This window comes from Enterococcus sp. S86.2 (assembly GCF_059834485.2).
This window is the reverse complement of the sequence record NZ_CM206813.1, coordinates 1,066,459-1,092,702: the sequence shown is the minus strand read 5'-3', so window position 1 is coordinate 1,092,702 and position 26,244 is coordinate 1,066,459. Positions and strand designations below refer to the sequence as shown.

Genomic DNA, 26,244 nt, shown 5'->3' with positions numbered 1-26,244 from the left:
TAACTAGTCTCTTCCCCCATTCCTCATCTTCCACCACAAACTTTTTACTACAAAAATCGGTAACTGTACAATTCGACCAATTCGCGTCGGATTGCTTAATGAGCGATATAGCCATTCTAAATGTGTTTTAATAAAAAAATCTGGTGCACGTTTAACATGTCCGCTTAAAACATCAAAACTTCCCCCGACATCTTGAAAGACGTGTGCGTTGACACTACCCATATTTTCTGCCAGCCAAAGTTCTTGGCGGGGAAAACCTAAAGCAACAAATATAAAATCTGGTTTTACTTTATTCATCGCCGCCACTATTTCATGATCATCCATTTTTGTATAACCATCAATGCTGCCTGAAACGATCAAATTAGGATAGTCTTTTTGAATATTTTTGATGGCATCTTGTAAAATTTCTGGTTTAGCACCATAAAAAAAACACTTTTTTTGTGTCTTATTGGCATATTCCAAAAGTTTTACCATTAAGTCAAAGCCGGCTACGCGTTCTTTAATTTTACCACCGGTCATTTTTGAGACTAAAACAACGCCGATGCCATCAGGAATGCGATGTGTACTTTTGGCAAGTAAATCAATTACACTGGGATATTTGTTAGCTTCAAGCGCAATTTGCGGATTGACACTAATGATGCTCATTTTCTGGTTACCTTCTAAAAATTTAGGGACATCTGTTAAAATGTCTTCATACGTAATTTGATCAACGGGCAGCCCTAAAATCATTTCCCTCATCTATTTTCAATCCATTCTATCAATTGTTTACAAGCATCCCCTTTATTGTAAGTATTCCAAAGTTTGTTGAAATTCTCTAAATTTTCATAAGGGTACGCTGAGATTAGCTGTATTAACCCTGCTTCATCTGTAGTTAAAACTTTTGGCAACCACTCACTAAAATCTTTTTGCAGTCCTACTGTTTCATTATACTGATCAAAATCTGGACAATAATAAATAAGTTTTCCCTTAGGATTTGCCAATGCATACTCAAAAGGAACCGATGAGTAATCAGATATTAGACAATCAGCGTTTTGCAATAGTGCCTGCAGCGAAAGTGTCTCAAAATCTGTCACCACGTTTTTATACGTAGCAAGTTTTGCTCGTAAGACTTTATCGTGTGGGTGCGGATGCGCAAGCAGCTGCCATTGGTTCCCTAATTTTGCTGCTAATGTTTCAAAATCTAATAGTGGTGTTTCATAATTTTCACGATAAGTCGGAGCATACAGTAGCGTCTTTTTTGTGCCAAATTTTTCAATAAACTTTTTTTTATTTAATTGTTTACTTTTTTTATCAAAATAAATATCAGTCGGTAAATAACCAAAGGGTAAAAACTCAGCCGTAGTTGTTTGATAACTGTCTTTAAAAATAGTCATCATTTTTTTTGATCCCACCACGTAATGAGTAAAACGTTCATAAACAGCTTGATAACGCTTTTTATCCTCACTACTTGCAGCTAGTGCATATTTAGCCTCTAGTCCAAAAGATTTCACAGCGCCATCGGCATGCCATAGTTGTAAGACCGCTGTATTTTCAGAAAATTGAAGTCCTGCTAAAAAAGCAAAATAATTATCACATAACACGACATCTGCGTTTTTTGTTAAAGCAATTATTTTGCTAGCAAAAATTTTCTTTTTCGCTAGTGAATATATCTTACAGCCAAATTTTTGATACGTTTGTGCTAATGACGCACTATTATCCGTATAACCAATAACTAAATCGCCTTTGAAGTAAGGTGCAAGGCGCTCTAAAATAATACCGCTCGTTGTTGGAAAGCTAAGTAAAAAAACGATTTTCTTCTTTTCCACTTTTCTTTGGCTTAATACGTGAATTAATTTTAGATAACCATGTTTTACCGTTGCACTGATAGTTTTCATATTTGCTCCTTTTTTACACTATGGTCTATTGTACATGAAAAGCCAATGATTGAAAATAATTGTAAACAAACTGTCATATTAAGATTGCCCTTTTGGGGGAATATTAATTTTTTTATCCATCTAACTAGCAAATTCATTCCTGTATTTGATGAAAATGGAGATTAAACTTAAAGCATGGGCAAAAAACTTAGCAGATGTGCAGCTGGTAAAAAGCTTTTTTAATACCGGTAGGATTTTGATTAAATGATATTTTTGATTTTTCAAAAATTTAGTTCAACAACGAAATTGCTTGAAGTTAGGCTGTAATTTCTTTTGCCGGTCATCAACTTTTTTGCTACAAAAAAACCACAGTCTAAAAGACTGTGGTTTGAGCTCACAATAAAATTAGCTAAAGAAACAATTTTCACCAACAGCGCGTTTCACATCATAGCTAGTAGCTGTTACATAGGGATTGTCTTGTGATACTTGGTCGCGGTCACACAGCTCACAAAAATCGACTTTAAAAACAATGCCGTCTGTTGCTACTTTTGCTGCTGTTGCTAAAATTGCACGATGGAATCCTTTGGGCTGTACCATATATTGTTTACCTAACACGATTGATTTTTCTGCTATCACTTTCATAACCCCTCTTCTTTCCTTACGTTGCACCCATGATAACATACCTTTTGGATTAAAATCAAGATAAATCAGCTTTAAATCAATATTTTTAACTTGTATATACTTATATACCAATTTTTAATTCAAGTTTAAAATACTTAAATAAAATAATTGCATTTGAATAAATTTATGAATTCTAAAAAACACGATTTTTCAAACCGATAAAAAAAAACCGCCGCTTTTAATTAGCGGCGGTTTCATTTTTATGGATAAATTCGATTTAACAAGCGTGGAAATGGAATTGCTTCACGGACATGTTCAATGCCGGCTAACCAAGTAACGGTTCTTTCTAAACCTAAACCAAAACCTGCGTGAGGCACAGATCCATATTTGCGCAAATCCAAATACCAAGAATATTCTTTTTCATCTAAACCATGAGCGCGAATTTGTTCAAGTAAATATTCATAATCTGTTGCCCGTTCAGAACCACCGATAATTTCACCATAGCCTTCTGGCGCAATCATATCCGCACAAATTACCAAATCTTCTCTAGTTGGATGTGGTTTCATGTAAAATGGTTTGATTGCTTTTGGATAATTCAAAATGAAAACAGGTCGGTCAAAGGAGTTAGCGATAAAAGTTTCGTGAGGAGAACCAAAATCATCGCCCCATTCAATATCATCAAAACCATTTTCTTGTAATAGTTTGATTGCATCATCATAAGTGATACGTGGAAATGGTAATTGCGTATATTTTTCTAAAACCGCACGGTCGCGTTTTAACACATGTAATGCATAATCACAATTGTCTAATACACTTTGTACCAAGTAAGCCACATATTGTTCTTGGACTTCTAGACTTTCTTCTTGATGCATAAAGGCCATTTCAGGTTCTAGCATCCAAAATTCAATCAAATGGCGACGTGTTTTAGATTTTTCTGCTCTAAAAGTCGGCCCAAATGAAAATACTTTCCCAAATGCCATGGCAGCAGCTTCCATATAAAGTTGCCCCGATTGAGATAGGTAGGCTTTTTGATCAAAATAATTTGTTTCAAATAAATCGGTCGTTCCTTCTGGTGCTGAACCGGTTAAAATTGGCGGATCAATTTTAACAAAACCTTCTTTATTAAAGAATTCATAACTTGCCCGAATTAATTCGTTACGAATTTGCATGATAGCATGCTGACGAGATGAACGTAACCATAAATGGCGGTGATCCATCAAAAAGTCTGTACCATGTTCTTTTGGTGTAATCGGATAGTCATGACTTTCACCAATGATCTCCACATTTTGCACACCAATTTCATAGCCAAATTTTGAACGACTATCTTCTCTAATTTCGCCAGTTACTAAAATAGCAGTTTCTTGATTTAAATTTTTGGCCATTTGAAAAACTTCTTCAGGCACTTCACTTTTCACTACCACACCTTGAAAGTATGCTGTTCCATCTCGTAATTGTAAGAAAGCAATCTTACCACTAGAACGTTTGTTAGCAACCCAAGCACCAATTGTGACAATTTCACCAACGTGGTTTTTTGCGTCAATAATTTGAATTTGTTCCACTTGTGTCTCTCCTATTCTATTTACAATAATTACTAGTATAAGGATTTCCCCTTAGCATTCTAATCTTTATTGCGTTTGTTTTCAACAAATTTATGCATTCGTCTAACTGCTTCTTCTAAAATATCCCAACTAGCAGCGTAACTGATCCGAACATTTTCTGGAGCACCAAATCCGGCTCCTGTCACCAAGGCAACGTGTCCTTCTTCCAGCAAATCTTCGACAAAAACATTCACATCATCATAACCACACATTTCCATTGTCTTTTTAACATTTGGAAATAGATAAAAGGCTCCTTGAGGTTTTTTCAACTCAACACCTGGAATTGCCGCCACTAGCGGATATAATTTGTTCAAGCGCGCTTCAAAAGCAGCCCGCATATTTTCAACAGAAGTCTGATCACCGCTTAATGCTTCTAAAGCCGCATATTGGCTAGCAGCGGTCGGATTACTGGTTGATTGCGAGGCAATGTTCGTCATAGCTTTAATAATTTTTTCGTCCCCTACTGCAAAACCAATCCGCCAGCCGGTCATAGCATATGTCTTTGATACGCCATTAATTACTATCGTTTGTTTGGCAATCGCCTCAGATAGTGTCGCAATCGGTGTGAATTCATTTCCGTCATAAACTAAGCGGCCATAAATATCATCGGCAACAATTAAAATATCATTTTTGACCGCCCAATTGCCAATAGCCGTTAACTCTTCTTTTGTATAAATCATCCCAGTTGGATTTGATGGTGAGTTAAGAATTAATGCAACGGTATTTTTTGTTTTTGCCTTCTCTAATTGAGCAACAGTTACTTTAAAATCATTTTCAAACAAACCGTCGACATACACCGGAACACCTTCAGCCAATTTCACTTGTTCGCCATAACTAACCCAATATGGAACCGGAATGATGACCTCATCTCCTTTATCCAAAATTGCTTGAAACAAATTGTACAGCGCATATTTTGCTCCATCGGTCACGATTATTTCTTCAATTGCATACTTGCGGTCGTAGTACTTTTCCATATAGTCTGCAATCGCCAGACGTAATTCTGGAATACCAGCAGATTGCGTGTAAAAGCTAGCTTGACCGGAATTAATCGCTGTGATTGCCGCATCTTTAATATTTTTTGGCGTAGTAAAATCCGGCTCACCTACTGTTAAACTTAAAACGTCGACTCCTTTTGCCTTTAGCGCTTTAGCTTTCGCTGCGGCTGCCAGCGTTACAGATGGTTCTAATTTTTGGGCCCGTTGCGATAATTTCATACTCATCATCTCCTCAATAAAATTAAAAAATTCGTGAAGCGGTTATTTAAACCGAAATCTTTTCGGAATAATAAACAATTTTAAAAACTTACACATCTTTAATAACTTTTACTTCTTCCCCTTTTTCAAAGGACAATAAATAATAAGTAATCTGGCCTTCTTTATCTGTTGCCATTACTTCCCAAACTGGTTTTTTATCATACATGCCTAATTCAGCCTTCTTCGCCGTCTGACTATGAAAGGTGTTATTGACCAAGGCTTTAGCCTTATCGGCTGTAATGCCCTCTTTTTGCGGCAATACGGTAATTTTATCGCCTGACTTTGGCACAATGACTGCAATTTCTTTTCCATCTTTATCACTGCCAATTAAACTAAAGTACGTTTGCTTGCGATTGTACCAGTAAAATTCGTCGACATTTACCAAGTTGGTATGTTTTTTTGCTAATGTTGTTGCTTCTTTTTTGGCTTGTTGCAGGGGGCTTTGCGCCTTCAAATAGCCTAATACACCCAAAGCAATAACAACCACTAAAACACCAGAAATAATAAATAAAATCAGTTCCTGGCGCTCTTCTTTTGCCAAGTTTTTTTTCACAGGTTGACGCTCCTTTTGTGATAATTGCTTTTAATTATAGCAGATTTCAAAGTAAAAAGTTTTTCATTATCAAAAATCCACTAATCTTTTAAAAATTCTGTAATCTCTGCAGCTATCTCTAAAATAGGTTTTTCACTGATTGTAACTTTTTTAGGAATTGCCTGTCGTAATTTTTTGCCATAAGTGGTGTTAACAAAACGCCGATCTAATACCACCATCACGCCCCGATCGGTAGATGAACGAATAAGCCGTCCATAAGCTTGTCGCAATTTCAACATCGCATTAGGTAATGACTCTTCATTAAAAGGATCTACGCCAATCGCATTTAGAAACTCATAGCGCGCGTGAATAAACGGGCGTTTGGGATTTTCAAAAGGCAAGCGCGTCACAATTACTAATTCTAATTGCTCTCCTGGTAAGTCAATTCCTTCCCAAAAGCTATCTGTCCCAAATAAAATCCCAGCATTACTTTGACTAAAGCGTTTTAACAACTTATCTCGACTGCCCCCTATACCTTGGGCAAGTATTTCTCGACCGTTTTCCAAAAATATTAGATGCATTTTCTCATATACTTTTTGTAGCACATCGTGAGAAGTAAACAATACCAAGGCTGGTCGTTTAAAATCTTTTAATAAAAGCGTTAAATTTTCGGCCAAAAAGTCACTGTATTCACTTGGTGAAAGCTTAGGTATATAGGCCGCTTTGGTAGGTACTAAAATTTCCGTTTGATTGGCGTAATCAAACGGAGCCGGGACAATCTTTAAACTTGCTGTTGGTATCCCTAAGCGTTTGGCAAATAGGTTGCGATCTTTTGTAAGTTTTAACGCGCCACCAACGTAAACAATTTTTTCAAACCTTGGGTACCACTTTGTTTGAGGTAAAATTGCGGCGTTAAAATCGGTGACTTGAAAAGTTAACCCTGGGTGTTTTTCTCTTCGTAAAATCCAATGGGTATAGCGCGGCGCAAAATCATGACAAAATCGTTGCATGATACGTTTTTGTTTTTCTAATTCGTCTAACAAATCTGCTAAAGTGGCAAAATCAATTTGTGCCGCTGTGCTCCAAGCAAATTCGCGTTTTTCAAGAAATTGTTGCCAGCTTGCTTTAATCTCGCTGCTTTCTTTTAAAAAGAGTTCAATCTTCTTAAAACATTTTAAAGTCTTTTTATCAAACTTTAAAAAATCTGCTGACGTTATAATTTCTTGTTCTGGAGCTAATTTGTGTAGTAATAAATCACGCAGCACTTCATAACTAGCAACTAATTCTTTTAACTCTTCTTGCAGTAATGCAATGAAGTGTTTGGCCGCCATTTCTTCTGCTAGCCAATCGTCTAGTTTGGCAAAAATCCCTTCTTCACTAAGCGCTAATTGTACCTGCTTTTCAAAGGAGAAAGTGTTAAATGACTCTGCTGCAATTTTTTCACAAATTGTCGGCAAATGATGGGCTTCATCAATAATAAGATAGGGCGATTCAGGTAATAATGGTTCTTTTCGTAAACTTTCTTGTGCCAAAAAAGCATGATTTACAATTAAACAATTGCTTTCTTGCATTTGACTATCTAAAAACTTTAAAAAGTCATGCTGATAAAAAGGTGATTTTTTTGACAAGTAATTCACGCCGCGATGCGCCACATCTTGAAAGAAAAGATGATTTAAGTTAATTAAATTCAACTCGCCGAAATCTCCTGTTGTCGTTTTGGTTAACCAAACCAAGACCGCCATTTGATAAAGAGCGTATTGTTTTTGTGAAACTGGTTTACTTAGCGTTTGTTTAAATCGCGCTAAATCCAAATAATGTCGTTTACTTTTCACCACAACAGCTTGTAATTTTTGTTCTAAAAAGCGGTTTAACAAGGGAATATCTTTTTTCATGATTTGCTCTTGCAATAATAACGAGACTGTACTAACAACCACCGGTTTTTCCGGCGTGGCTAGAAAACTAGCAGGTAATAAATAACCAATCGTTTTTCCCATACCTGTAGCAGCCTCAATGAGCAAGTCTTTTGTTTCATCTTGAGTAAAGTGCTGATGAACTAAATTCATGAGCCGTGCTTGTTCTTTGCGAAACGATAGTTCATTTTGATAAAGCTTTTCTTTTTGTATTTTCTTTTGGGGATACTTTGTCTGATAATAAGTATCTTCATATAACGTTACTGCTTTTTTTCTTAGGGCAATTCCGTCAATTACTTCTAGGCCAGCAGCTAAAGGTGGATTTTCTTTTAATTGTTGTAAGTAGATATTGGCGATATATTCCCCTGTCTGCATCGCAGTAAGCGTTGCCCGCTCACTGATAGTCTTTAACGTTACTAAAGGTAACTGCCGCATCACGGCTTCAATATAAAGTAACAAGGCACCAGTAACTTCAGCATCACTGTCTGCTTGATGGGGATTGTCATGTTGTAGGCCAAAACTTTCAGCTAAATCACTTAATCGAAAGCTGCTTTCTTCTGGCAGAAAAATTTGAGCTAACTCAACCGTATCAATACCGGGAATTTTTAAAGGCGTCACACCACAACGTTTAAGTTCAGCATTTAAAAATTGGTAATCAAAAAAGATATTATGTGCCACAAAAACCGTATCCGCCAATAGATCAGCAATAATAAAAGCTACATCTTCAAAATAGGGTGCTTTTTGAACACGGCTGTTGGAAATATGCGTTAGGTTTTGAATTGGTTTAGGAATTTTTCTTCCTGGATTAATATCTGTCGCAAAACGATTGATTAGACGGCCATTTCTAATTAAAACACAGCCGATTTGGATAATGCGGTCAACCTTGGGATCTGTGCCCGTTGTTTCGATATCCACTACGGCATACGTTGTATTTTGGTTCATCCTAAGCCATCTCCTAATAAATTTCGTAATGGGAACTAAGGCCCTTTTGAAATTATACTATTTTTTCAATAACCGCGAAATAAAAACATGCTTTTTAACAAGGCCGTTGCAAAATTTGCGGCCAGCATAAGTGAACAAAAGAAGAATAGGCGATTAAAGTTTTTAGACAAAAAAAAGCCTGACGATAAAATCGTCAGGCTGATACGTTAGATTTAATTAAGCTTTAGTAACGTTTGTTGCTTGAGGGCCACGTTGACCTTCTTCAACGTCGAAAGTTACTGCTTGGCCTTCTTCTAAAGTTTTGAAGCCGTCGCCTTGGATAGCTGAGAAGTGAACGAATACATCGTTACCGTCTTCTGCTGTAATGAAACCAAAACCTTTGTCTGCGTTGAACCATTTAACTGTACCTGTTTGCATATTAAAAATCCTCCTTGTGTGAAACACACGTATTTGTGCAATTCCTTGTATCCGGTGAAAAAGTGGAAGATGTTTAAATATGAAACAAGCTTGCCATTAATTACCTTTACAATAACTACAAAAAGAATTGTACCACAAATAATTTATAAAAGCGAATTTATTTTTACTAATTGTTAAGACAATTTAAAAAGCTTTGCGCCAAAAGAATTCATTTCTTTGGCACAAAGCTTTTTTTTACGAAATTAATCGCTAGAAAACGTAGCTGTTAAAGGAATTAGTAGCGTAAGATAGCCGTCAAACTCTTTTCATCTGGTGCATCTTTTTGCTCTAAAACAAAAACTTGGCCACTGTTTTTAACAACATCGGCAACTAAATTATTCAAAACTTGTCGTCGATCATATTCTGTATCTGGATCTTCACCAAAACCGTCCACTAAATTAGAAGTTGCAATAAATAAATCCGAAATGCGTCCTTCTTTAGCCGCTAATGCAACATCTGGCAATTGATCAACAAATTTTTTGTCTAATAATTTTTGATAAGAAGCAATTTCAGCTTGAGACAACGTGTCTGCAATTTCACCTAAATCTTCTTTAATTTTCTTAATATCTAATTGAGCCGGTGAACCTGAAATAGCAGCATCAGCTTGGTAATACGGTGTTTTAGCGTATTTTTTGAACATAGTTTGATTTTCTGGCAAGGCGTATAAATACATTGGATAATTTGCTGGGTTGTCAAATTTATCTTTAAAGAAAGTATCGACTGCTTGATAATAATTTACCCAGTCTATTTCTACTTCTTCATCTTTGGCATTAACACCATGATACGCAACGCCTTCTTTTGAGCCTGTTTGACTACCTTGGGAGCTATAATTTAAACTCCCGCCAGTTAATTCATCTCCGAGAGCTGTTTTAACATCAATTGGCGCATCTTCTGGCAACATCACTTCGGTAATTTCTTTATTATCAACAAAATATAACTTCATTGAGTCGCGATTTAAAGCCAATAAATAATACGTATAGTTAAACTGACCATTCTTAATTAAAGCCAGTAAGTAAGGGAGGTCCCCTACATAATACTGATCATCAACAGCAATGTTTAAGCGATGAACAAGCGTTTCTTCTGGTGTCAAGAAAACGGCAACACTTTTTGTTCCGCTACGCCAGAAAGAAGCGTCAGCTAAAAGCGTATCAATTTTATCTTGAATTTTTTTCCATTCTTTTTCAGGATATTTCTTTTCAAAACGTTTTTTGGCTTCTTTGGCGAAGTTTTTAAATTTGATTTGATCTTTTTCTACATCTTGGTGGGCAACATGAGTATTTAGCATAATCGTGACAAAAGGCCCTTTTTCAAGATCAGCAGTTAATTGCCGCAAGACTTCATTTCCAACTTTGGTCATAAAACATTACCTCCTAAAAATAATGAATAACACTACATTAAAAGTGTAACACGCTTACATTTTTACATAAAGTAATAAGGCCTCTGTTCATTTCTAAGCCAAACCAGTTTTTACTTTCTGTTCGCTTTACAAAAACAAACACACGTTCGTATAATAAAGATGAAAGAAGGTGATTCGATGGAAGCAAACTTCGATTATCGTAAAGAAATTGTTCAAGATATTTTATTTATTGATGTGAAATCCTTTTATGCGACCGTGGAATGCGTGATGCGCAACTTAGACCCCTTAACCACGCTTTTGGTCGTAATGAGTAGTGAAGATAATACCGGTAACGGTTTAATCCTCGCCTCTTCTCCGGCGGCAAAAAATAAATTAGGGATCACAAACGTGACCCGAGCTGACAATTTACCCGATCATCCCAACCTTTTAAAAGTGCCGCCGCGCATGAGTTTGTACATTAAAGAAAATATGCGTTTTAACGCTATTTTCAAGCAATACGTGGCTGATGAAGATTTATTGCCTTATTCCATTGATGAATCTATTTTAGATGTTAGTCATTCTTTAAATTTATTTTATCCCGATCCGACAGAATCGCGATATATGAAACGTATGCGTTTGGCTCACCACATTCAAAATGAGGTTAAAGAAAAGTTGGGGTTAATTTTGTCCATTGGCATTGGTGATAATCCACTTCTGGCAAAACTTGCACTAGATAATTTTTCCAAACACAGTCCTAATTTCATTGCTGAAATTCGTTACCAAGATGTTTTAACCAAAGTTTGGTCTATTCCCGAACTAACAGATTTTTGGGGCATCGGCCGCCGTATGAAAAAACGCCTTTACAATTTAGGAATTGATACGATTAGACAATTGGCCAATAGTGATCCCATCATCCTAAAAAGTCACTTTGGCATTTTAGGTTTGCAACTTTACTATCATGCAAACGGGATTGATCGCACGATTATTGCCGAAAAAGCACCTCCTACCAAAGAGAAATCTTATGGCAACAGTCAAGTTTTACCAAAAGATTATACAGATCAAAAAGAAATTGAAATTGTAATAAAAGAGATGGCTGAACAAGTTGCTGCCCGCATTCGCCGTCACCATTGTCTCAGCCAATGTGTATCTGTATATATTGGTACTAGTCGTGGTGGTGAAAAAGACAGCTTTTCTCATCAAATGAAAATTACAGCCACAGATAATACAAAAGAATTAATCCACTACTGCCTAACTATTTTTCGTAAGTATTATACGGGGCAAGTTGTCCGTCATATAGGAATTAGTTATGGAAAACTTATTTATACAAATGCGAAGCAATTGAATTTATTTACTTCCCCAGAAGTTCAAATAAACGATGAACGTTTAGATAAAATTATCGATAAAATTCGGACAAAATATGGATTTTCTGCGATTATTCACGCGACAAGCAAATTAGATGGTGCCCGCAGTCTAGCCCGCAGTCATTTGGTCGGCGGGCATAACGGCGGTGCCGGTGGTTTAGATGGTCTATAGACAAAAAGCCACTATTTTGTAAGTTTTCTTACAAAATAGTGGCTTTAAGTTTATTTATACTTTAGCGATTGATTGAACGAGATACACGATTAATGGTGTGGCGCATCCCTCGAATTGCAATAGACATTTCGAAAATATTTTCTGCGGGTGCCATGCCGCCATAGCCAGCATCGCCAATATGTTGCAAATCAACGCCACATATTTTATTAGTGATCGCCATTTGTCGTAGCGTTTCTGGACGTGCGCTTTCTTGGCTAGTACCGATGGCAGTCATTGTTAGCAGATCATTTTCTTTTGCCAATTTTACCGCTTCAATTAAATCTTGCTCTAAAAAGCCTTGGATCGTTCCAACAGCTGGTAGTAATAAAATATCTGCTCCTGCCTTGGCATAAGCAGCTACAGCCTCTTTGGTCACAACCGGTTCACTTGAGCCTGCGCTGTGCATTTTTCCAGCAATCACTAGGCCTGAAAAATGTTTTTTGGCAATTTTGACAGCATCAGCAATTGCAGCGTTGGTTACACCGGTGCCGGGGTTTCCAGTAAAACAAATAAAATCAACACCTAATTTTTCTGCTTCTTGAATTGTTTCAATGGAGCTTGTTCGTCCCTTAGAAATGACAACTTGCTCACTCATCAAATCCAACTCGGCGGCAATAGGCTCTAAATTAATGCCAATTGGTCGTCCTGTTAATTTTTTTAAAGTTGGGATTGGATTTTCAATCACTGTTTTTTCATCAAAAATCATTTCTGGTGTTAAGCCCGGCATCCCAAAAACAACTGGCCGAAAACAATCAAAACCATTTAATAAAATTAAGTCAGCGCCAAATGATGATGCTACCTCTGCATTGGTCACATCCATTGCTTGTGGAATTGTTTGCACAACCGTTTCTGTTACAATTACACGACCTTCACTTGCTTTAATCGATTGTTTCAATTCTTTGGCACTCATTTTTTTTACATCACTATAATCAGCACTAATTAATCGTTTTACCATTTGTATTCCTCTTTCTTTACGGACGACTTGCATCCTTTATCACTTCAGGCTAAAATATAACAGTATGTTCCCGTAGCTCAGTCGGATAGAGCGGTCGCCTCCTAAGCGACAGGCCGCTGGTTCAATTCCAGTCGGGAACGTTTTGAAGTCCGTTTAGGGCTTCTTTTTTATTTTAAAAATAGTCCGCTAGCAGCGGTTTTTCTGATGGTAGCAATTTTTCTAAGGCATAAGCCAGCTCTGGTGTTACATCAATTTTTTCTTCTGCCTGTAAAGATTTGATCTTCACACTACCTAAAAACAACTGTGTAAAGCTTTGTGGCGTGGCTTTAATCTTTGGCAGCAAACTTTCTTTAACCTTGGAAACATTCCCATCTGGATAAATCTCGTATATACCATTATTAGCTGGCAAATAATTATCCTGATAAATTTCAATAGCGAAATCTGACAGAATCTTTTCTTGCCAAGGAAATGATTTTAAAAAGGTCGCCACATTGACAACCCGCGCCATCATATAAGGTAAAATCTTCACTTCTACTTGTGGATCCAAAACTTGCAGTAATTTGGTTGTACCGCCAAACGGATGCGTCCAATGAATTGTTTTGACCGTGCCGCTATGTGCTGCAATAAAATCATGTAAACTTCTTTTTCCTTTTTCTGACAAGGCCACTAATTCTATGATTTCCAATTTATCGACGCTAATTTGATAAACAACGTAACCACACATTACCCCGTTTTCTTCATATAGTGCAAAGTTAAAATTTTTATGCAAAGAAAATTTGTAGGTAAACCACCACTCAGCCCGCAACATTCCCCCACGCATACTTTCAGTACTTTTTTGATAAATTTCTGCCATATTCTTTTGCGCTACTTCAAAAGAAACACGGCTGACTTTACCGTGACTTTGACCGCCAAAAGGCCATTTTTCTGCTGGAGCCTCATAACGAATTTGCAAAAATGCTGTCTCATAGCCATAGCGGCGATAAAAAGGATAGGAAAACGGTGCTAAATAAGCTAACTGTACGCCCTCATCATAACTGTCTTCTAGCACTTGTTTCATAAGCTTATCAATACGACCTTGTTTGCGGAATTCAGGATAACTGGAAACATAGCCAATTCCCCTCATTTCAAACGTCTGATTCCAAAAATTGACTAAAAAAGGCGTAGCCATAATTTGACTAACCAATTTCTTTTCAGCCAAAGAACCATAGTTTTTAGAATTTCGGGCCAGATATTCAAAACGTTCAACTTTTGTAGCGCTCTTCTCACGAGCAAAAGCATAAGCCGCCAAGTCAAACATCTGGTCATTAAAATCTGATTTCATCTTTACAATTGTCACCGGTTTTCCCTCCAAACGAAAAAAGGTGGCCATAGCCCCCTTTTTAATTGGCATTTGCCATATTTTCTAGCATCTTACCAAACTGGCGCTTGCGGAAAAATCCTAGCATAATGCCTAAAATCATATCATTCATTTGCTGCATAAAACCAAAAGATTGCATATTTTCGTTATAGCTGACTTTACAAGTCTTGTCGTTAATTGGTGTAATTTCATAGCGGACGACAAATTCGTTACGGCTTGTTGAGGTTTTAAATTGATATATTTGATTTTCAACCAATTCTTCAATTGTAATTTTGGCACTGCTATTTTTCGAAAATTGCTTCACGTAGGAAAGATTTTTTAATTGTTTGCGTGTAATATTTTCCCCCGTCGCTTTTCTGACATCGAAAATAACTGAGTCCATCATCTTATCAAAAAATTTTTCTGCTGAAATATTCAAATTTTTTTCTACTTTCATGCTTTATCGCCTCTTTCACGTTTTGGCGTTTTGCCTTTTAGAAATAATAGTCCACCAACCAAAATAAACGCTAACCCTACTATCAAACGTCCTACATTCATTTGTTGCGATGGTCCGCTAAAACTATAAATAGTGATTAAAAAGCCGATACTACATAAAAACAAGCCATTTTTTACCATATTTATCATCCTACTTCCTACTTTTACACCTGTTGTTAAATCCATTTTTTCTAAAGCGCTGCTTTATGTTTTTATTTATGCTTCTACTGCAGCTTGGAAATATAAAACAGATCCCCAAGGCTGTGCTTTAATTAATTGTTTTGCAGTAGTTGCTGCTTGCTCCTGGTCACCAGTTACTTCAAAATATAATTTGATCCCTTTTTTTTCTTTGAAAGAATAGCTGATCCCAGCTTCATTATACTCAGCCAATAATTTTTTTATTTCTTCTTGTTGCATCGCACTTGCAATACTAATCATGAAAATTCCTCCTTAATAAATTTATTACTCCTAGATTGCACATTTAACTTTTTTACAGCAAAGCTTTCTATACCTAGTTAAACTGCCTTGACGGTTTTATTTTCCCATAAAATCCTTCATAAGAAAAGAACTGCTTCCACCTCTTTGGGAAGCGAAAACAGTTCTTCGACATTTTATAAATCAGTTGGTTGAATCTTATTTGCTGCAATAACAAATGGTGTGTAAATTACAAATGTTACAGCCATACAAATGATTGAAACAACTACTGCACGCCAGTCCATTGCTGTCGCTAACAATGCATTTAGAATTGGTGGTGTTACCCAAACAACTTGTTGTGATACTGGGTTTACCCAACCAGCTTGTGTTGCAAAGAAACCGATTGAAACAGATACTAGTGGCGCTAAGATATAAGGAATGAATAACAATGCGTTTAATACAATTGGCATCCCGAACATAACTGGTTCGTTAATATTGAAGATACCAGGGCCAACACCCAAAGTACCAACTGCACGGTAATCTGCGCGTTTTGAGAAGATTAAAATCGCAATCAAAAGCATCAAGGTACCACCGGCACCGCCAAACCATGCATAAATATCAAATGAACCACGAACCCATTTGTAACCATCGTCGATAACGGCAGACATACCGCCTTCTTGGAACAAGTTAACGTTTTTAAGTTGTGCTACAGAGAATACACCTTCTAAAATTGGTGCTAATACGTTGGTACCATGAATCCCGAAGAACCAGAATAATTGTACGAATAAAGTCACAATTAATACGGCGCCGTAACCTTGAGAGAAACCAAGCAATGGTTTAGCAATCATTTCTTGAATCCAAGCCAATAATGTCATACCTGGAACTAATTTAGAGAAGATCCAGTAGAAAAGTGCTACTGCATATAAAGCAGCTGTCGCAGGAATAATTGCGGCAAAAGCTTTTGAAACTGCTGGTGGCACTTGTTCTGGCATTTTGATAGTAATATTAGCCAACATTAATTTACAGAAGATAATACTTGCTACAAAACCAACAATCATTGCGGTAAAGTAGAAGTTTGCATCCATGTTGTTTAATGGAATCCAGCCCCACGCATTTGCTGTAATGCCATCAGCAGTTGCAGACCAACCGCTTGTTGCAGAATTCGCATTGATTTGATCAACTAAGTCTGCAGGCATTTTTTGTGCTAATGTACCAGAGTAAGAATACGTTACACCAGAAATAGCGGCCGCAAGAGACACGATACCACCGGCTAAATCATTAACACCATAAGCACGAGCTAAGTTAAAGCCCCATGAAAAGGCGAAGATAATCCCGGCGATTGCTAATGTACCATTCCAAACGTAACCATTGATTGTAATGATCGTACTAATAAGAGCAAAGATACCTTTTCCTTCAGCAATGCTGGCACCCCAAGTTGAGATAAATTGCCCTGGTAAATCACGAATAATTGCGTTGATCATAACGGCTACTGAACCGGCCATAGTAGCAGGCATCGTGCCAATAAAGGCATCCCGTAAAGCAACCAAATGTTTTTGGGAACCAATTTTTGCTGCGATCGGAAGCACGTGCTTCTCTAACCACGCTGTTAATGCATCCATTTTATTTCCTCCTAATAAAAAATTACAGGTATCATCCTTTTAACAAACAACCACGTATAAAAAAGATGTTTTAAACTGCTCACCTGCCTAGCAGTAAGCTAATTATTTAATAAACCTGTAGCAAGCCTATTTTTCGGCTTCCATTTTTGCCATTTTGCGATAAACATCAATAATTTCTTTTGCTAAATCAGTGACAGCAATGGCAGTCATTAAATGATCCTGACTGTGAACAGTCAAAAGTGTTACAGCAACATGTTTGCCTTGTGCTTCTTGGGTTAACATATTGGTTTGTGAATGATGTGCTTCAGTCAGAGAATTTTCCGCGTCTGCGATTTTTTTATCTGCTAATTCAAAATCACCTTTTTTAGCGGCTTGAATTGCTTCCATCGCATCACTTTTGGCATTCCCACCATACATGATCAAACCCATGATGGCTTCCAAGCTTTGTTGTTCTTCCACAAAATTCCCTCCTAACGATTATTCTTCATTCATCAATTTTTCAGCTTGCGCCAAAACTTTTTCACCATTCATCATGCCGTAATCTGCCATGTTGATAACATCTAATTTGATGCCTTTTGGTGCAACTTTTTGTTCAAATTGCGCTTTCATAAAGCGAACTTGTGGGCCAAGTAATAATACATCAACATTTTTTTCTTCCAAAATATTGTCTGCTTCAGATGCTGAAACTGCGAAGATGTCGGCATCAATACCTTTTTCTTCAGCTGCTTTTTCCATCTTGGTCACAAGTAAACTTGTACTCATCCCTGCTGAACAAACTAACATAATTGTTTCTTTTGCCATTTTATCTCACCTCTTTTTCATTTATCTTACACTTAACTATAATGCAAGAAGTGTGCCAAAATAAAACAACGAGTAAAACGCTGTTATTAAAGCGTTTTACTCGTTGTTTTTTAATACACAGAACACACACACAAATTACACACTAATTTTTCTGTGTAAGCGGATACGTACTGGTGATTTTATTTTGTTGGATCATTTGGACGATATAGGCAATCTCATCATCACTAAATTCGACCTGATAATTTTTGGCAATTGGCATTAGGCTCGTTCTCAGTAAATCACACTCCAAGCGATATTTCTTTTGAAAACTAGTTAAATTATCAAATTGTCGTGAAGTTCCGCCATTTCGCAAATTATCAATTAAAAAGGCAAGATGGATCATAATGCCCGCATCCACACTTGGTTCTAAAACTGCATGCATTTGTCCTTCAACATGATGTAAAAGCTGTTGCAATTGCATCATCAACTGTTCGACCCCACTCACACTCGTTAAGGCTTCTTGGAGGGACTTCCCAATTTTTTCAAGGGGGATATCATCGTTTACGATTTGTTTTAATACACGCAATCGCTCGTTATCAAATATTTCATAAGCTGAAAAGAAAGGAATATTTTGATAATCAATTTCTACGGTTCCGGCAATTGCTTTAATATCATATTCCGCCATTAGTGCGTCAATGTGTTGTAAGAAAGCATTTTTTTCAATAAATTGCATTTGAATGACTTCTGTTTGAGATTTATCAACTACCGGTGTAATGCGCTCATATAATTTACTAGCAACACCTTCGCCGGTAAAACAGGTTACAACGACGGCTTTCTTTTGTTTTTTCTTATGAAGATTGAACTCATCTTTTACAATTGCTTTAAAAGACAACAATGTATTTTGATAAATATCTTCTAAAGTCCTTCCCATGTCCACCATCCGCAGTGCTTCTAAAACCACCATCGTACTAGTCATAGATACTGCTTTTGTTCGAATACCGGTCTCTTCATAAATTAGATCACCAAAAGAATTCAAAGACCCCATATCTGTCAGAAGTAAAATGCCGCCGGTCAGTTTTGCCTCATTTTGTTGCACATAGCTTAACAATTGATTGTAAATGGTTTGGACTTCCATATCCAAACTCATGTTAAAGGCGATACCTGTTGTAGTATCTAATAATTCTTGGGCTGTTTCTAACATTGAAGTTGCCGTTTGCTTACCGTGCATCAATACGATAACCTCAACGTTTTTTTCTGGTAATGCGGTATTTTGTCCCACTTGAATGGATAAAAACATACTAATAAAACCGATCTCATCAAAAGGAATCTCAATGTGACAGCGTTCTTCAATAATAGTAGACAAATCGAGTGCCACTTGAAATTCTTGTTTAAAGTTTTTTCGGATATTATTTAAATCCGGATGAATAATCGTATGCCCATCTTTTAAACGTTCGATCGTGCTTTGCAAATGGAGCGCAAAAGCAAAGCGGGCCTTTTCATTGTATTTTCGCTCCAAGCGCTCTTCAGCCACTTCATAAAGTTCACTGGTCAACTGCCAAATCTCTTTAGGTAGCAATTCCTTGTGCAATGTACTTTGCGTTAATTCCTCAACATATGTTTCAAAATAAGCATCCACATCTCCTAAAATCAATTGCTCTAAATCAACGTTGTTTAACTCTTGGTCAGATAATGTGGTGACTTTTTCTTCAATTGCATTGTAAACTTGCATATTCCGTTCTGGATCTTGACTCCATACTACTTCGGTTGCACCAGGCTCAAAGCTAAGTAAGTTTCCCTTGCCTTCCAAAAACTGTTTTAAATCTTCGCTGTAGTCTTTGCGCATTAACAGCCCTTTTTGGACCGGCAGAGATAAATCTTCCTTGCGGACCAACAGACTGTCTTGTTGTTTGGTTCGGTAATGTAAGAATGCTTTGGCACAGACTAATTTTAAATCTCGCTTTATTTGCCCAATATTACCTTCAGCTTGGTATAACATAAATGCAATAATCGCATCTTGTTCTACTTCAATCTTTTGTTTTAAGCGGTTAGCTTCTTGTTTAATAAATAGCGTAATGATTTCATACCGTTCATCCAAAGAGCGGGCCTTGATACTTGGCAATGTAATCGACATTGGAATGCGGCGATTAAATGTTGTCAAAAAATTCTCTGAGGATTCTGTTGTCGCCCCAATAATTTGGACTGCAGCCTCATAGGTTTTATTACTTTCTCCGAGTGGACGATAGACCCCTTTATCAATAAAGGTAAAGAGCATTTCTTGTCCTTCTGGAGGTAGGCGATGAATTTCATCTAAAAATAGTATGCCATTGTCAGCTTTAGCAATTAAACCTGGGCTATCTTCATTAGCTCCCGTATAAGCCCCTTTTTTAATCCCAAAAATGTGACCAAATAATAATTGCGGGTTTTGTGCGTAATCCGCACAATTAAAGGATACAAAAGGAGCATCTTTTTTTAAGGTTTGGGATTTTAACGCAAACTGATACATACACTCGGCAAAAAGTGACTTCCCTGTTCCAGTATCACCAAAAATAATAGTATGTAGTCCCCGCGGTGGATATAAAATTGCGGCTTTGGCTTGTTGAATGGCTACCTTTAAAGAACCTGTCTCCCCCACTAACGCATCAAAGGTCACTGCAGAAGAATTATCAACATGTACTTGTTCTTCTGATAAGGGTTCATAGATTACTGGTCGACCAGGATTTTTTACAATCCGTTGCTCTTTTGCCAATTCATTTAAATAGCGGCTGGCATTGGTTCTATCAATATTTAATAACTCCGCAATCTGAACAGCCGTCATTCCTTGTTTGCGCATTTCTAATGTGTGTAAGATTTCTTCTTTCCGTGAATTCATGACAAGCTCCTTGCCTAATTTTTTTACACTCTAAGAATAGCACAAAAAAAGGCGCTAAACGCGCCTTTTTCCAATATTTTTTTGTTTCTTGTGACGTTTCTTATTTTTCTTTTTGACAATACTCTCTTTAGTGTGCAATTTAGGCTTTGGCTTTTCTTTTTCAATCGGCATCTTCTGAGATTTTTTCTCATTTTCATTAATAACAGGACGCGTGTCAACAAGCTGACCGCCATAAAGAAAAACTTCCTTTAAAGGCAACGCCATTTTTTTCGTCATTTTTTTTAAGTAAGATAAATCATTTTCTGCCACTAGCGTAATAACGGTCCCTTTTTTACCCATTCGCCCCACACGACCAGCACGGTGGAGGTAACTAGCATCGTCCATAGGTACTTCTACATTGACAATCATCGGTAAATCAGCTAAATCAAGACCGCGAGCAGCAACATCGGTAGTCAATAATCCCTTAATTTTATCTGCTTTAAAAGCCTGTAACGCGGTTTTGCGTAACATTTTATTTTGATCAGAGGCCAGTGTTGCTACTGGTAGGTTGTGATATTGCAATTTTTCTGCTACTGCCCCAAGCTCTGCTACTTCATTAAAGAAGATCAAACTGCGAAAATCTGCCACATGTAATAATTTTTTTAACGTATCTGCTTTTTTACGCTTTGAAGTCATTAAATAAAGATGAGCAACTTCACCTTGACTATTATCTTCTTTGGTGACATCAATCAGTGTAAAATCATCTTTGGTAATCGTTTTAATTTCTGGCAAGACACTTAAAGCAGTTGCTGAAAAGAAATTCAACTGACAAGATCGATCTAGATGTTGCAATATTCCTTTGGCAATTTCTAAGGCCTGGCCAGCTAACAATTGGTCGGCTTCGTCAAAAATAACTGTTTGTAACTGATGACTTTTAATTTTTTTAGTTTTCATCAATTCCAACACACGGCCAGCAGTACCGATTAAAATTTCTGGTTTTTCTTTTAACTTTTCTAGTTGACGCTTTGTATTGGCACCACCAATTAAAGGTTGTACCTTCAATTGCGTTTTCTCTATCCAAAAACGAGCCGTCTCAAGCACTTGCATCGCTAATTCTTGGGAAGCAGTCAAAATCAGCAATTGATTACCACCACCTGGAGTTACTTGCATTAGACTTGGTAGTAAATAAGCAACTGTTTTGCCGGAACCAGTTGGTGCCACGCCTACAACATTTTGTCGCGTTTTTAAAGGTTCAAAAACTTGCTTTTGAATTAGTGATGCATTTTCATAGCCGGCTTTTTTCCATTGCTCTAAAAGAGTTGCCGGTAAACTTTCTGGTATCATGAATTTTTTTCCTCATCTTTTTTATCAGCAGCAAAGCTAATCCCTGCTTGCTGCCGCAAATCGTAAATTAATTGGTTCACATTTCGGGCTAATTCAACCCATTCTTCATATAAAACACCTTGATTTTTATCGGTTGGATGATTCATTACATTGGCAAATGCCAGTGCTTCTTCCTCCATTGGATTTTCTTTTAAGGTAATTGGCAATAAAAGCCGTTTTTTAGCATTCCGATCATAAAACTCTGCTTTTTCAAAAGAATTGATGCCATTTAAAGTCAAAGTCCCATTGTCAAAATAAATTTCAGATGGTAAAAACGAATCGCCAATTTTTCCTTGTAAAATGGTGACGTCAAATAAATCATAGCGTAAAATAATCGTGCCAATGCCATCGACATCCGTTGCAATTTTGCGGGCAAAGTAATGGGCTTTTTGGGGCACACCAAACCAACCTAACGCCGCATATAGTGGATAAACACCTAAGTCCATGATGGCGCCACCTGAAAATTGCGGTGAAAAAATATTGGGTTCCTCGCCGTCTAAAACAGCATCATAACGAGAAGAATATTTCATAAAAGTAAAGTTGGCACCAATGATATGATCTTTCAAAGGTAAAAACTCACTAATTGTATCAAATGCTTTTTCATGAATATTGCGTGCTGCTTCAAAGAAAAAGACATTGTGGAGATTAGCTAATTCGATAATTTCGTCCATTTCTTGTGGGGTTGAAAAAGCTGGTTTTTCAACAATGACATTTTTCCCTGCAATAATCGCAGCCTTGGCTTGCTCAAAATGGAGCGCATTGGGAGAAGCAATGTAGATAGTGTGCAAATGGGTTAAATTGAAAAAAGTCTTCAAATCTGTTGCATACTCGATATCTTCATGGTAGCGACGACCAAATTCTTGAGCTTTTTCCAACGAACGGGAATAAACCGCGACTAAATCATATTTTTTCGTCGCAAGGGCTGCCTCCACAAATTGATGGGTAATCCAGTTTGTACCAATAATACCTAAATTAATCATATTTCTCGCTCCTTTACTTTTTTAATCTTCTTAACCGTCGTTAACTTCATTGGGATCAATAAAAGGATAAGCCAAATCAAAGGGGACTTGCTTTTTAAGTATGACCTGATTTGGTTCTACTTTACAATTATACGCTAAAACTTCAACGCCGTCTGCCATTGCTAATGCGAAATTTTCAGCTAATTGTGGTTGCATCTCAGCATGAATCGTCGCTTTTGTAATTTTCTCAAATTGAACAATAAATAAAACGTAGGTAAAATAACCTGCATCGTGGGCCACTTGCAATTCTTTCACGTGTTTTAATCCCCGTAAAGTCGGAGCATCGGGAAAAGCGCCAATGCCTTTATTTTCCAATGTCATTCCTTTTACTTCTATAAAAGCTTTCGCATCCGTATCGCTTTTAGCAAATAAATCAAACTTGGAATTACCATAAGTAACTTCTCTTTTTAAGCTAGCTAACTTTCCAGGAAAATGAGGTAAGTTGATTTTCCCTGTCAAAATACCTTCATAGGCTAAAGCATTTGGTAATTGGCTATCAATATTAATCCACATCGCATCTTTTTTGACCGCTACGAGATCATAATCTGTTTTTCGTTTCGGACTTGGTTGATAATTTAAGGCCACTAAAGCGCCTGCTAGTAAGACTTCCTTACCGCGACCAGTATTTTTAACGTGGACTACTACCACTTCATCGGTTTCAATTAACTTACAATGACAAATAAAACGGTTGACTCTGACAATAAAATGCGCCATTCTAATATTTTCGTATTGCATCTTCTCACCTGCCGGCTAAATCTTATCATAAAAGAGAAAAATACTGCAATCTCCAACTTTAGACCGAGGGCTAGAAAAATTCCCTGTGCTATACTGCAATCACTGCTAGCTAAGGAGGTATACCTGATGAAAAAACATTTTCCGTTATTGCTTGGAATTTCTGTATTAACTGGATTGGTGGGCACTATTTTTTGGCATAAAAATAAACAACAACCTTCAGTTTTTATCGGAAGTTGGTTTTATCAGACGCCTTTGGAAAAAGTTCATTTTACAATTAATGACAACTGGCAGCTCACAAGAAATTTAAAACCAATTCAAACGACTCTGGTTGAATTGACCCCTGAGCACTTGATTCTTTTAGATGAACTGGGTTATAAGTTAACGTTTGTTTTAAAAGATGGACGCCTTCATTTTTATGATGAAACCGAAATTGACGGTAGCTGCCATATCTTATCGCCAACTTCCCCCAAAAAAGAAATAAAGGCATTCCAGTAGCTTGATTTCATAATTATTGTTATACTAATTGTGAGGATTTGTAACCGTAGCCAAAGTAACTTATAGAAAGAGGGTTTTGAGTATGCTTGCAACGATGATTACATTATTTACAATGTTTAGTTTGGTCGTATTATTGGGCATTTCAGCCTATGCAGTTTTTCGTTATATCAATGACGAAAATCAAATGGAGAAAGTTCCTGTTCGCGTAAAAAATCACCACCGCAATTAAAGTTCATTATTTCTAGTAAATTAAGCCATCAAAATCAAGGTAGAATTGTTAATTTTCTCTCTTGATTTTGATGGCTTTTTTAATTGAACTCGCTTTTCACTTTTAAAATTTTCATCGTAGCCTCATCTGCTTATGCTATCTTATTTTCCTCCTTAGATTTTCTTTGATAATTTTTCTTGTATTTTTTACGAAACTTTATTGGGAACAATTGTTTTGTCTGCTAGTCTTTGATAGAATTACAACTTGTAATGTCTAATTAAAGGAGCTTATCATGAAAAAAATACAGCAAATTCTGCTTACTCTTTTGCTTTTTTGTTTTACCTTTGGCTTTGCCACCAATGTCGTAGCCGCTGAGGAAACTAATAATAATTTTAAAATCAACGCCAAAGGAGCGATTGCCGTTGATTTTAAAACCGGCAAGATACTTTATAGTCAAGCTGGCGACACGCCGATGGGAATTGCCTCCATCACTAAAATTATCAGTCTTTATTTAGTCGAAGAAGCTGTCAAAGAAAAGAAACTAAATTGGGAAGATACTGTTGCGATTTCTGATTATGCCGCTAATTTAAGCGTCACCCCAGATCTTTCCAATGTTCCTTTACACAAAGAAAATACTTATACCGTTAAAGAATTATTTGACTCTGCTATTATCCAATCGGCCAACGCTTCTATTGTTGCATTAGCAGAAAAAATTGCTGGATCTGAGGCCAAATTTGTCGACCAAATGCGCGTCCAATTAAAAGATTGGGGCATAGAAGATGCTAAAGTTTATAACGCTTCTGGTTTAAATAACCAGTATTTGGGTGACAATCGCTATCCCGGCTCTGCGGCGGATGCAGAAAATCTTTTATCCCCACGAGATGTCGCAATTGTTGCCAGCCACTTAATTAAAGACTATCCCGATGTTTTAAAAGTTTCTGCGACTACCACCCAAATGTTTGGCGCTAATACCCAATCGCCCGTAGAAATGGTCAATTGGAACTGGATGCTTCCAGGATTTATCAATGCCAAAGAAGGCGTAGACGGACTTAAAACAGGTACAACCGAGTTAGCCGGTGCTTGTTTTGTTGGCACGATTCAAAGAGATGGACAGCGAATTATAACCGTTGTTTTAAATGCGACCGATCACAAAAATAATCCCAGTGCCCGTTTTGTCGAAACAGGTAAATTAATGGACTATTGTTACGATCACTGGCAGCAAAAAGAAGTTTTAAAAGCTGGTAGTCAACTGCCTAAACAAAAAAATATTGCCATTACAGATGGCAAGCAATTAAAAACGACTATTTTATTAAAAGATTCCGTTACATTATGGGTCAGAGATGACTTAACAGAAGAATTAATCATTACACCAAAATTTGACACTAAAAAAGTCAGTGACGGTGCTGTCAAAGCCCCTGTTGAAAAGGGCGATGTAATTGGAAAAGCTACAGTCAGCTTAAAAGGAGATAATCTAGGCTACTTAGAAAAAGCGCCTAGCCATGAAGTCTCTATTGTAATTGACAAAGCTGTAGAAAAAGCCAATATCTTTGTCATCTTCGGCCGCAAAATTGAGAACTTTTTCCAATCAATTTTTTAAAATGAACATACAAATGGCTACAAAGCCGCCCTCTACTTTTGAAAAATACCCATGCAGTTTTCAGAAATTGCTTCAAATTTGAAAGTTTTTTGCTTATTTTTCCTAGAGGGATTTATTCAGCAGAAAGTTTTACACTTTCTGCTAGTTAAAAAGTAGTACGAGGAACACTTTTTAAAGTGTCACGCGTACTACTTTTTTTGTAACGGGTAGTTCCTTGTTTTTTGAAGTTGTAATTTTTATTACAGGCACACTTAAAAGTACGCCATAAAAATTTTATCATAGGATTT

General features: G+C 36.9%; 25 protein-coding genes and 1 tRNA gene. 5 read left to right on the top strand and 21 right to left on the bottom strand.

Annotation, left to right across the window (positions count from 1 at the left end):
* Nucleotides 1-3: 3 nt before the first annotated feature.
* From AC6R0T_RS04980 to AC6R0T_RS04940, 9 genes are all read right to left on the bottom strand, one after another.
* Nucleotides 4-738, bottom strand: a complete 735-nt coding sequence (locus tag AC6R0T_RS04980) for a WecB/TagA/CpsF family glycosyltransferase (RefSeq protein ID WP_303754309.1) — start codon at nt 736-738, stop codon at nt 4-6.
* Nucleotides 735-1,874 (bottom strand): CDP-glycerol glycerophosphotransferase family protein, encoded by a 1,140-nt coding sequence (locus tag AC6R0T_RS04975; protein WP_303754310.1) that lies wholly within the window; start codon nt 1,872-1,874, stop codon nt 735-737. The genes AC6R0T_RS04980 and AC6R0T_RS04975 overlap by 4 nt, the downstream gene beginning before the upstream one ends.
* A gap of 384 nt (nt 1,875-2,258) precedes the next feature.
* Complete coding sequence (locus tag AC6R0T_RS04970; protein WP_242595794.1) at nt 2,259-2,606, bottom strand: hypothetical protein; 348 nt, start codon at nt 2,604-2,606, stop codon at nt 2,259-2,261.
* A gap of 128 nt (nt 2,607-2,734) precedes the next feature.
* Nucleotides 2,735-4,033, bottom strand: coding sequence for an asparagine--tRNA ligase (asnS, locus tag AC6R0T_RS04965; RefSeq protein WP_206903079.1), 1,299 nt, complete (start codon nt 4,031-4,033; stop codon nt 2,735-2,737).
* A 59-nt stretch (nt 4,034-4,092) separates the two neighbouring features.
* On the bottom strand, nt 4,093-5,286 hold the full coding sequence (locus AC6R0T_RS04960; protein ID WP_206903080.1) for a pyridoxal phosphate-dependent aminotransferase: 1,194 nt from the start codon (nt 5,284-5,286) through the stop codon (nt 4,093-4,095).
* An 88-nt stretch (nt 5,287-5,374) separates the two neighbouring features.
* The gene (locus tag AC6R0T_RS04955) at nt 5,375-5,878 is read right to left on the bottom strand and encodes a cell wall elongation regulator TseB-like domain-containing protein (RefSeq protein WP_206903081.1); all 504 of its coding nucleotides are present in this window, start codon (nt 5,876-5,878) and stop codon (nt 5,375-5,377) included.
* Between the two features lie 80 nt (nt 5,879-5,958).
* Nucleotides 5,959-8,709, bottom strand: a complete 2,751-nt coding sequence (dinG, locus tag AC6R0T_RS04950) for an ATP-dependent DNA helicase DinG, 3'-5' exoribonuclease type (RefSeq protein WP_303754311.1) — start codon at nt 8,707-8,709, stop codon at nt 5,959-5,961.
* Between the two features lie 216 nt (nt 8,710-8,925).
* Nucleotides 8,926-9,126, bottom strand: a complete 201-nt coding sequence (locus AC6R0T_RS04945; protein ID WP_206903083.1) for a cold-shock protein — start codon at nt 9,124-9,126, stop codon at nt 8,926-8,928.
* Nucleotides 9,127-9,400: 274 nt separating this feature from the next.
* Complete coding sequence (locus AC6R0T_RS04940) at nt 9,401-10,522, bottom strand: baeRF6 domain-containing protein (RefSeq protein ID WP_303754312.1); 1,122 nt, start codon at nt 10,520-10,522, stop codon at nt 9,401-9,403.
* A 177-nt stretch (nt 10,523-10,699) separates the two neighbouring features.
* Between AC6R0T_RS04940 and AC6R0T_RS04935 the strand changes: the two genes are divergently transcribed.
* Entirely contained in the window at nt 10,700-12,034 is a 1,335-nt protein-coding gene (locus tag AC6R0T_RS04935) for a Y-family DNA polymerase (protein WP_206903164.1), read from the top strand.
* Between the two features lie 61 nt (nt 12,035-12,095).
* On the opposite strand, the gene AC6R0T_RS04930 is transcribed toward AC6R0T_RS04935, so the two are convergent.
* Nucleotides 12,096-13,028 carry a DUF7916 family protein gene (locus AC6R0T_RS04930; protein WP_303754313.1) on the bottom strand — a complete coding sequence of 311 codons (933 nt, stop codon included), beginning with the start codon at nt 13,026-13,028 and terminating at the stop codon, nt 12,096-12,098.
* 66 nt (nt 13,029-13,094) lie between these two features.
* On the opposite strand from AC6R0T_RS04930, the gene AC6R0T_RS04925 reads away from it, so the two are divergent.
* Nucleotides 13,095-13,168: transfer RNA gene (locus AC6R0T_RS04925), tRNA-Arg, on the top strand.
* A gap of 32 nt (nt 13,169-13,200) precedes the next feature.
* Here AC6R0T_RS04925 and AC6R0T_RS04920 read toward each other — a convergent pair.
* The 11 genes from AC6R0T_RS04920 to sfsA form a co-directional block, all read right to left on the bottom strand.
* On the bottom strand, nt 13,201-14,364 hold the full coding sequence (locus AC6R0T_RS04920; protein ID WP_303754314.1) for a GNAT family N-acetyltransferase: 1,164 nt from the start codon (nt 14,362-14,364) through the stop codon (nt 13,201-13,203).
* Nucleotides 14,365-14,407: 43 nt separating this feature from the next.
* A complete protein-coding gene (locus tag AC6R0T_RS04915) occupies nt 14,408-14,821 on the bottom strand; it encodes a DUF3284 domain-containing protein (RefSeq protein WP_303754315.1) in 414 nt (137 codons plus the stop codon).
* Complete coding sequence (locus AC6R0T_RS04910) at nt 14,818-15,045, bottom strand: DUF3188 domain-containing protein (RefSeq protein ID WP_407649797.1); 228 nt, start codon at nt 15,043-15,045, stop codon at nt 14,818-14,820. Before AC6R0T_RS04910 ends, AC6R0T_RS04915 begins: the two co-directional genes overlap by 4 nt.
* A 30-nt stretch (nt 15,046-15,075) precedes the next feature.
* Nucleotides 15,076-15,297: a hypothetical protein gene (locus tag AC6R0T_RS04905; RefSeq protein WP_206903089.1), complete on the bottom strand. Its 222-nt coding sequence runs from the start codon at nt 15,295-15,297 to the stop codon at nt 15,076-15,078.
* A 173-nt stretch (nt 15,298-15,470) separates the two neighbouring features.
* A complete protein-coding gene (locus AC6R0T_RS04900) occupies nt 15,471-16,892 on the bottom strand; it encodes a PTS sugar transporter subunit IIC (protein WP_206903090.1) in 1,422 nt (473 codons plus the stop codon).
* Nucleotides 16,893-17,018: 126 nt separating this feature from the next.
* Nucleotides 17,019-17,351 carry a PTS lactose/cellobiose transporter subunit IIA gene (locus AC6R0T_RS04895; RefSeq protein WP_206903091.1) on the bottom strand — a complete coding sequence of 111 codons (333 nt, stop codon included), beginning with the start codon at nt 17,349-17,351 and terminating at the stop codon, nt 17,019-17,021.
* Nucleotides 17,352-17,369: 18 nt separating this feature from the next.
* A complete protein-coding gene (locus AC6R0T_RS04890; protein WP_016172413.1) occupies nt 17,370-17,693 on the bottom strand; it encodes a PTS sugar transporter subunit IIB in 324 nt (107 codons plus the stop codon).
* 142 nt (nt 17,694-17,835) lie between these two features.
* On the bottom strand, nt 17,836-20,541 hold the full coding sequence (locus tag AC6R0T_RS04885) for a sigma-54-dependent transcriptional regulator (RefSeq protein ID WP_303754316.1): 2,706 nt from the start codon (nt 20,539-20,541) through the stop codon (nt 17,836-17,838).
* Between the two features lie 54 nt (nt 20,542-20,595).
* Nucleotides 20,596-21,864, bottom strand: a complete 1,269-nt coding sequence (locus AC6R0T_RS04880) for a DEAD/DEAH box helicase (protein ID WP_303754317.1) — start codon at nt 21,862-21,864, stop codon at nt 20,596-20,598.
* The gene (locus tag AC6R0T_RS04875) at nt 21,861-22,883 is read right to left on the bottom strand and encodes a Gfo/Idh/MocA family protein (protein WP_303754318.1); all 1,023 of its coding nucleotides are present in this window, start codon (nt 22,881-22,883) and stop codon (nt 21,861-21,863) included. Before AC6R0T_RS04875 ends, AC6R0T_RS04880 begins: the two co-directional genes overlap by 4 nt.
* A 30-nt stretch (nt 22,884-22,913) precedes the next feature.
* On the bottom strand, nt 22,914-23,657 hold the full coding sequence (sfsA, locus tag AC6R0T_RS04870; RefSeq protein WP_303754319.1) for a DNA/RNA nuclease SfsA: 744 nt from the start codon (nt 23,655-23,657) through the stop codon (nt 22,914-22,916).
* A gap of 126 nt (nt 23,658-23,783) precedes the next feature.
* Between sfsA and AC6R0T_RS04865 the strand changes: the two genes are divergently transcribed.
* The 3 genes from AC6R0T_RS04865 (at nt 23,784) to AC6R0T_RS04855 (ending at nt 25,957) form a co-directional block, all read left to right on the top strand.
* Nucleotides 23,784-24,152: a DUF4828 domain-containing protein gene (locus AC6R0T_RS04865; protein WP_303754320.1), complete on the top strand. Its 369-nt coding sequence runs from the start codon at nt 23,784-23,786 to the stop codon at nt 24,150-24,152.
* A gap of 82 nt (nt 24,153-24,234) precedes the next feature.
* Entirely contained in the window at nt 24,235-24,381 is a 147-nt protein-coding gene (locus tag AC6R0T_RS04860; protein ID WP_206903097.1) for a hypothetical protein, read from the top strand.
* A gap of 271 nt (nt 24,382-24,652) precedes the next feature.
* Nucleotides 24,653-25,957 carry a serine hydrolase gene (locus AC6R0T_RS04855; protein WP_303754321.1) on the top strand — a complete coding sequence of 435 codons (1,305 nt, stop codon included), beginning with the start codon at nt 24,653-24,655 and terminating at the stop codon, nt 25,955-25,957.
* The last annotated feature ends 287 nt before the right edge of the window (nt 25,958-26,244 follow it).

What these genes read in the sequence shown, in the direction of transcription:
- AC6R0T_RS04940 (WP_303754312.1), bottom strand. Translation starts at nt 10,522, where the DNA reads ATGACCAAAGTTGGAAATGAAGTCTTGCGGCAATTAACTGCTGATCTT.
- dinG (WP_303754311.1), bottom strand. Translation starts at nt 8,709, where the DNA reads ATGAACCAAAATACAACGTATGCCGTAGTGGATATCGAAACAACGGGC.
- AC6R0T_RS04935 (WP_206903164.1), top strand. Translation starts at nt 10,700, where the DNA reads ATGGAAGCAAACTTCGATTATCGTAAAGAAATTGTTCAAGATATTTTA.
- AC6R0T_RS04945 (WP_206903083.1), bottom strand. Translation starts at nt 9,126, where the DNA reads ATGCAAACAGGTACAGTTAAATGGTTCAACGCAGACAAAGGTTTTGGT.
- AC6R0T_RS04915 (WP_303754315.1), bottom strand. Translation starts at nt 14,821, where the DNA reads ATGAAAGTAGAAAAAAATTTGAATATTTCAGCAGAAAAATTTTTTGAT.
- AC6R0T_RS04860 (WP_206903097.1), top strand. Translation starts at nt 24,235, where the DNA reads ATGCTTGCAACGATGATTACATTATTTACAATGTTTAGTTTGGTCGTA.
- AC6R0T_RS04975 (WP_303754310.1), bottom strand. Translation starts at nt 1,874, where the DNA reads ATGAAAACTATCAGTGCAACGGTAAAACATGGTTATCTAAAATTAATT.
- AC6R0T_RS04885 (WP_303754316.1), bottom strand. Translation starts at nt 20,541, where the DNA reads ATGAATTCACGGAAAGAAGAAATCTTACACACATTAGAAATGCGCAAA.
- AC6R0T_RS04910 (WP_407649797.1), bottom strand. Translation starts at nt 15,045, where the DNA reads ATGGATTTAACAACAGGTGTAAAAGTAGGAAGTAGGATGATAAATATG.
- AC6R0T_RS04905 (WP_206903089.1), bottom strand. Translation starts at nt 15,297, where the DNA reads ATGATTAGTATTGCAAGTGCGATGCAACAAGAAGAAATAAAAAAATTA.
- AC6R0T_RS04865 (WP_303754320.1), top strand. Translation starts at nt 23,784, where the DNA reads ATGAAAAAACATTTTCCGTTATTGCTTGGAATTTCTGTATTAACTGGA.
- AC6R0T_RS04930 (WP_303754313.1), bottom strand. Translation starts at nt 13,028, where the DNA reads ATGGTAAAACGATTAATTAGTGCTGATTATAGTGATGTAAAAAAAATG.
- AC6R0T_RS04855 (WP_303754321.1), top strand. Translation starts at nt 24,653, where the DNA reads ATGAAAAAAATACAGCAAATTCTGCTTACTCTTTTGCTTTTTTGTTTT.
- AC6R0T_RS04880 (WP_303754317.1), bottom strand. Translation starts at nt 21,864, where the DNA reads ATGATACCAGAAAGTTTACCGGCAACTCTTTTAGAGCAATGGAAAAAA.
- AC6R0T_RS04960 (WP_206903080.1), bottom strand. Translation starts at nt 5,286, where the DNA reads ATGAAATTATCGCAACGGGCCCAAAAATTAGAACCATCTGTAACGCTG.
- sfsA (WP_303754319.1), bottom strand. Translation starts at nt 23,657, where the DNA reads ATGCAATACGAAAATATTAGAATGGCGCATTTTATTGTCAGAGTCAAC.
- AC6R0T_RS04900 (WP_206903090.1), bottom strand. Translation starts at nt 16,892, where the DNA reads ATGGATGCATTAACAGCGTGGTTAGAGAAGCACGTGCTTCCGATCGCA.
- AC6R0T_RS04980 (WP_303754309.1), bottom strand. Translation starts at nt 738, where the DNA reads ATGAGGGAAATGATTTTAGGGCTGCCCGTTGATCAAATTACGTATGAA.
- AC6R0T_RS04890 (WP_016172413.1), bottom strand. Translation starts at nt 17,693, where the DNA reads ATGGCAAAAGAAACAATTATGTTAGTTTGTTCAGCAGGGATGAGTACA.
- AC6R0T_RS04875 (WP_303754318.1), bottom strand. Translation starts at nt 22,883, where the DNA reads ATGATTAATTTAGGTATTATTGGTACAAACTGGATTACCCATCAATTT.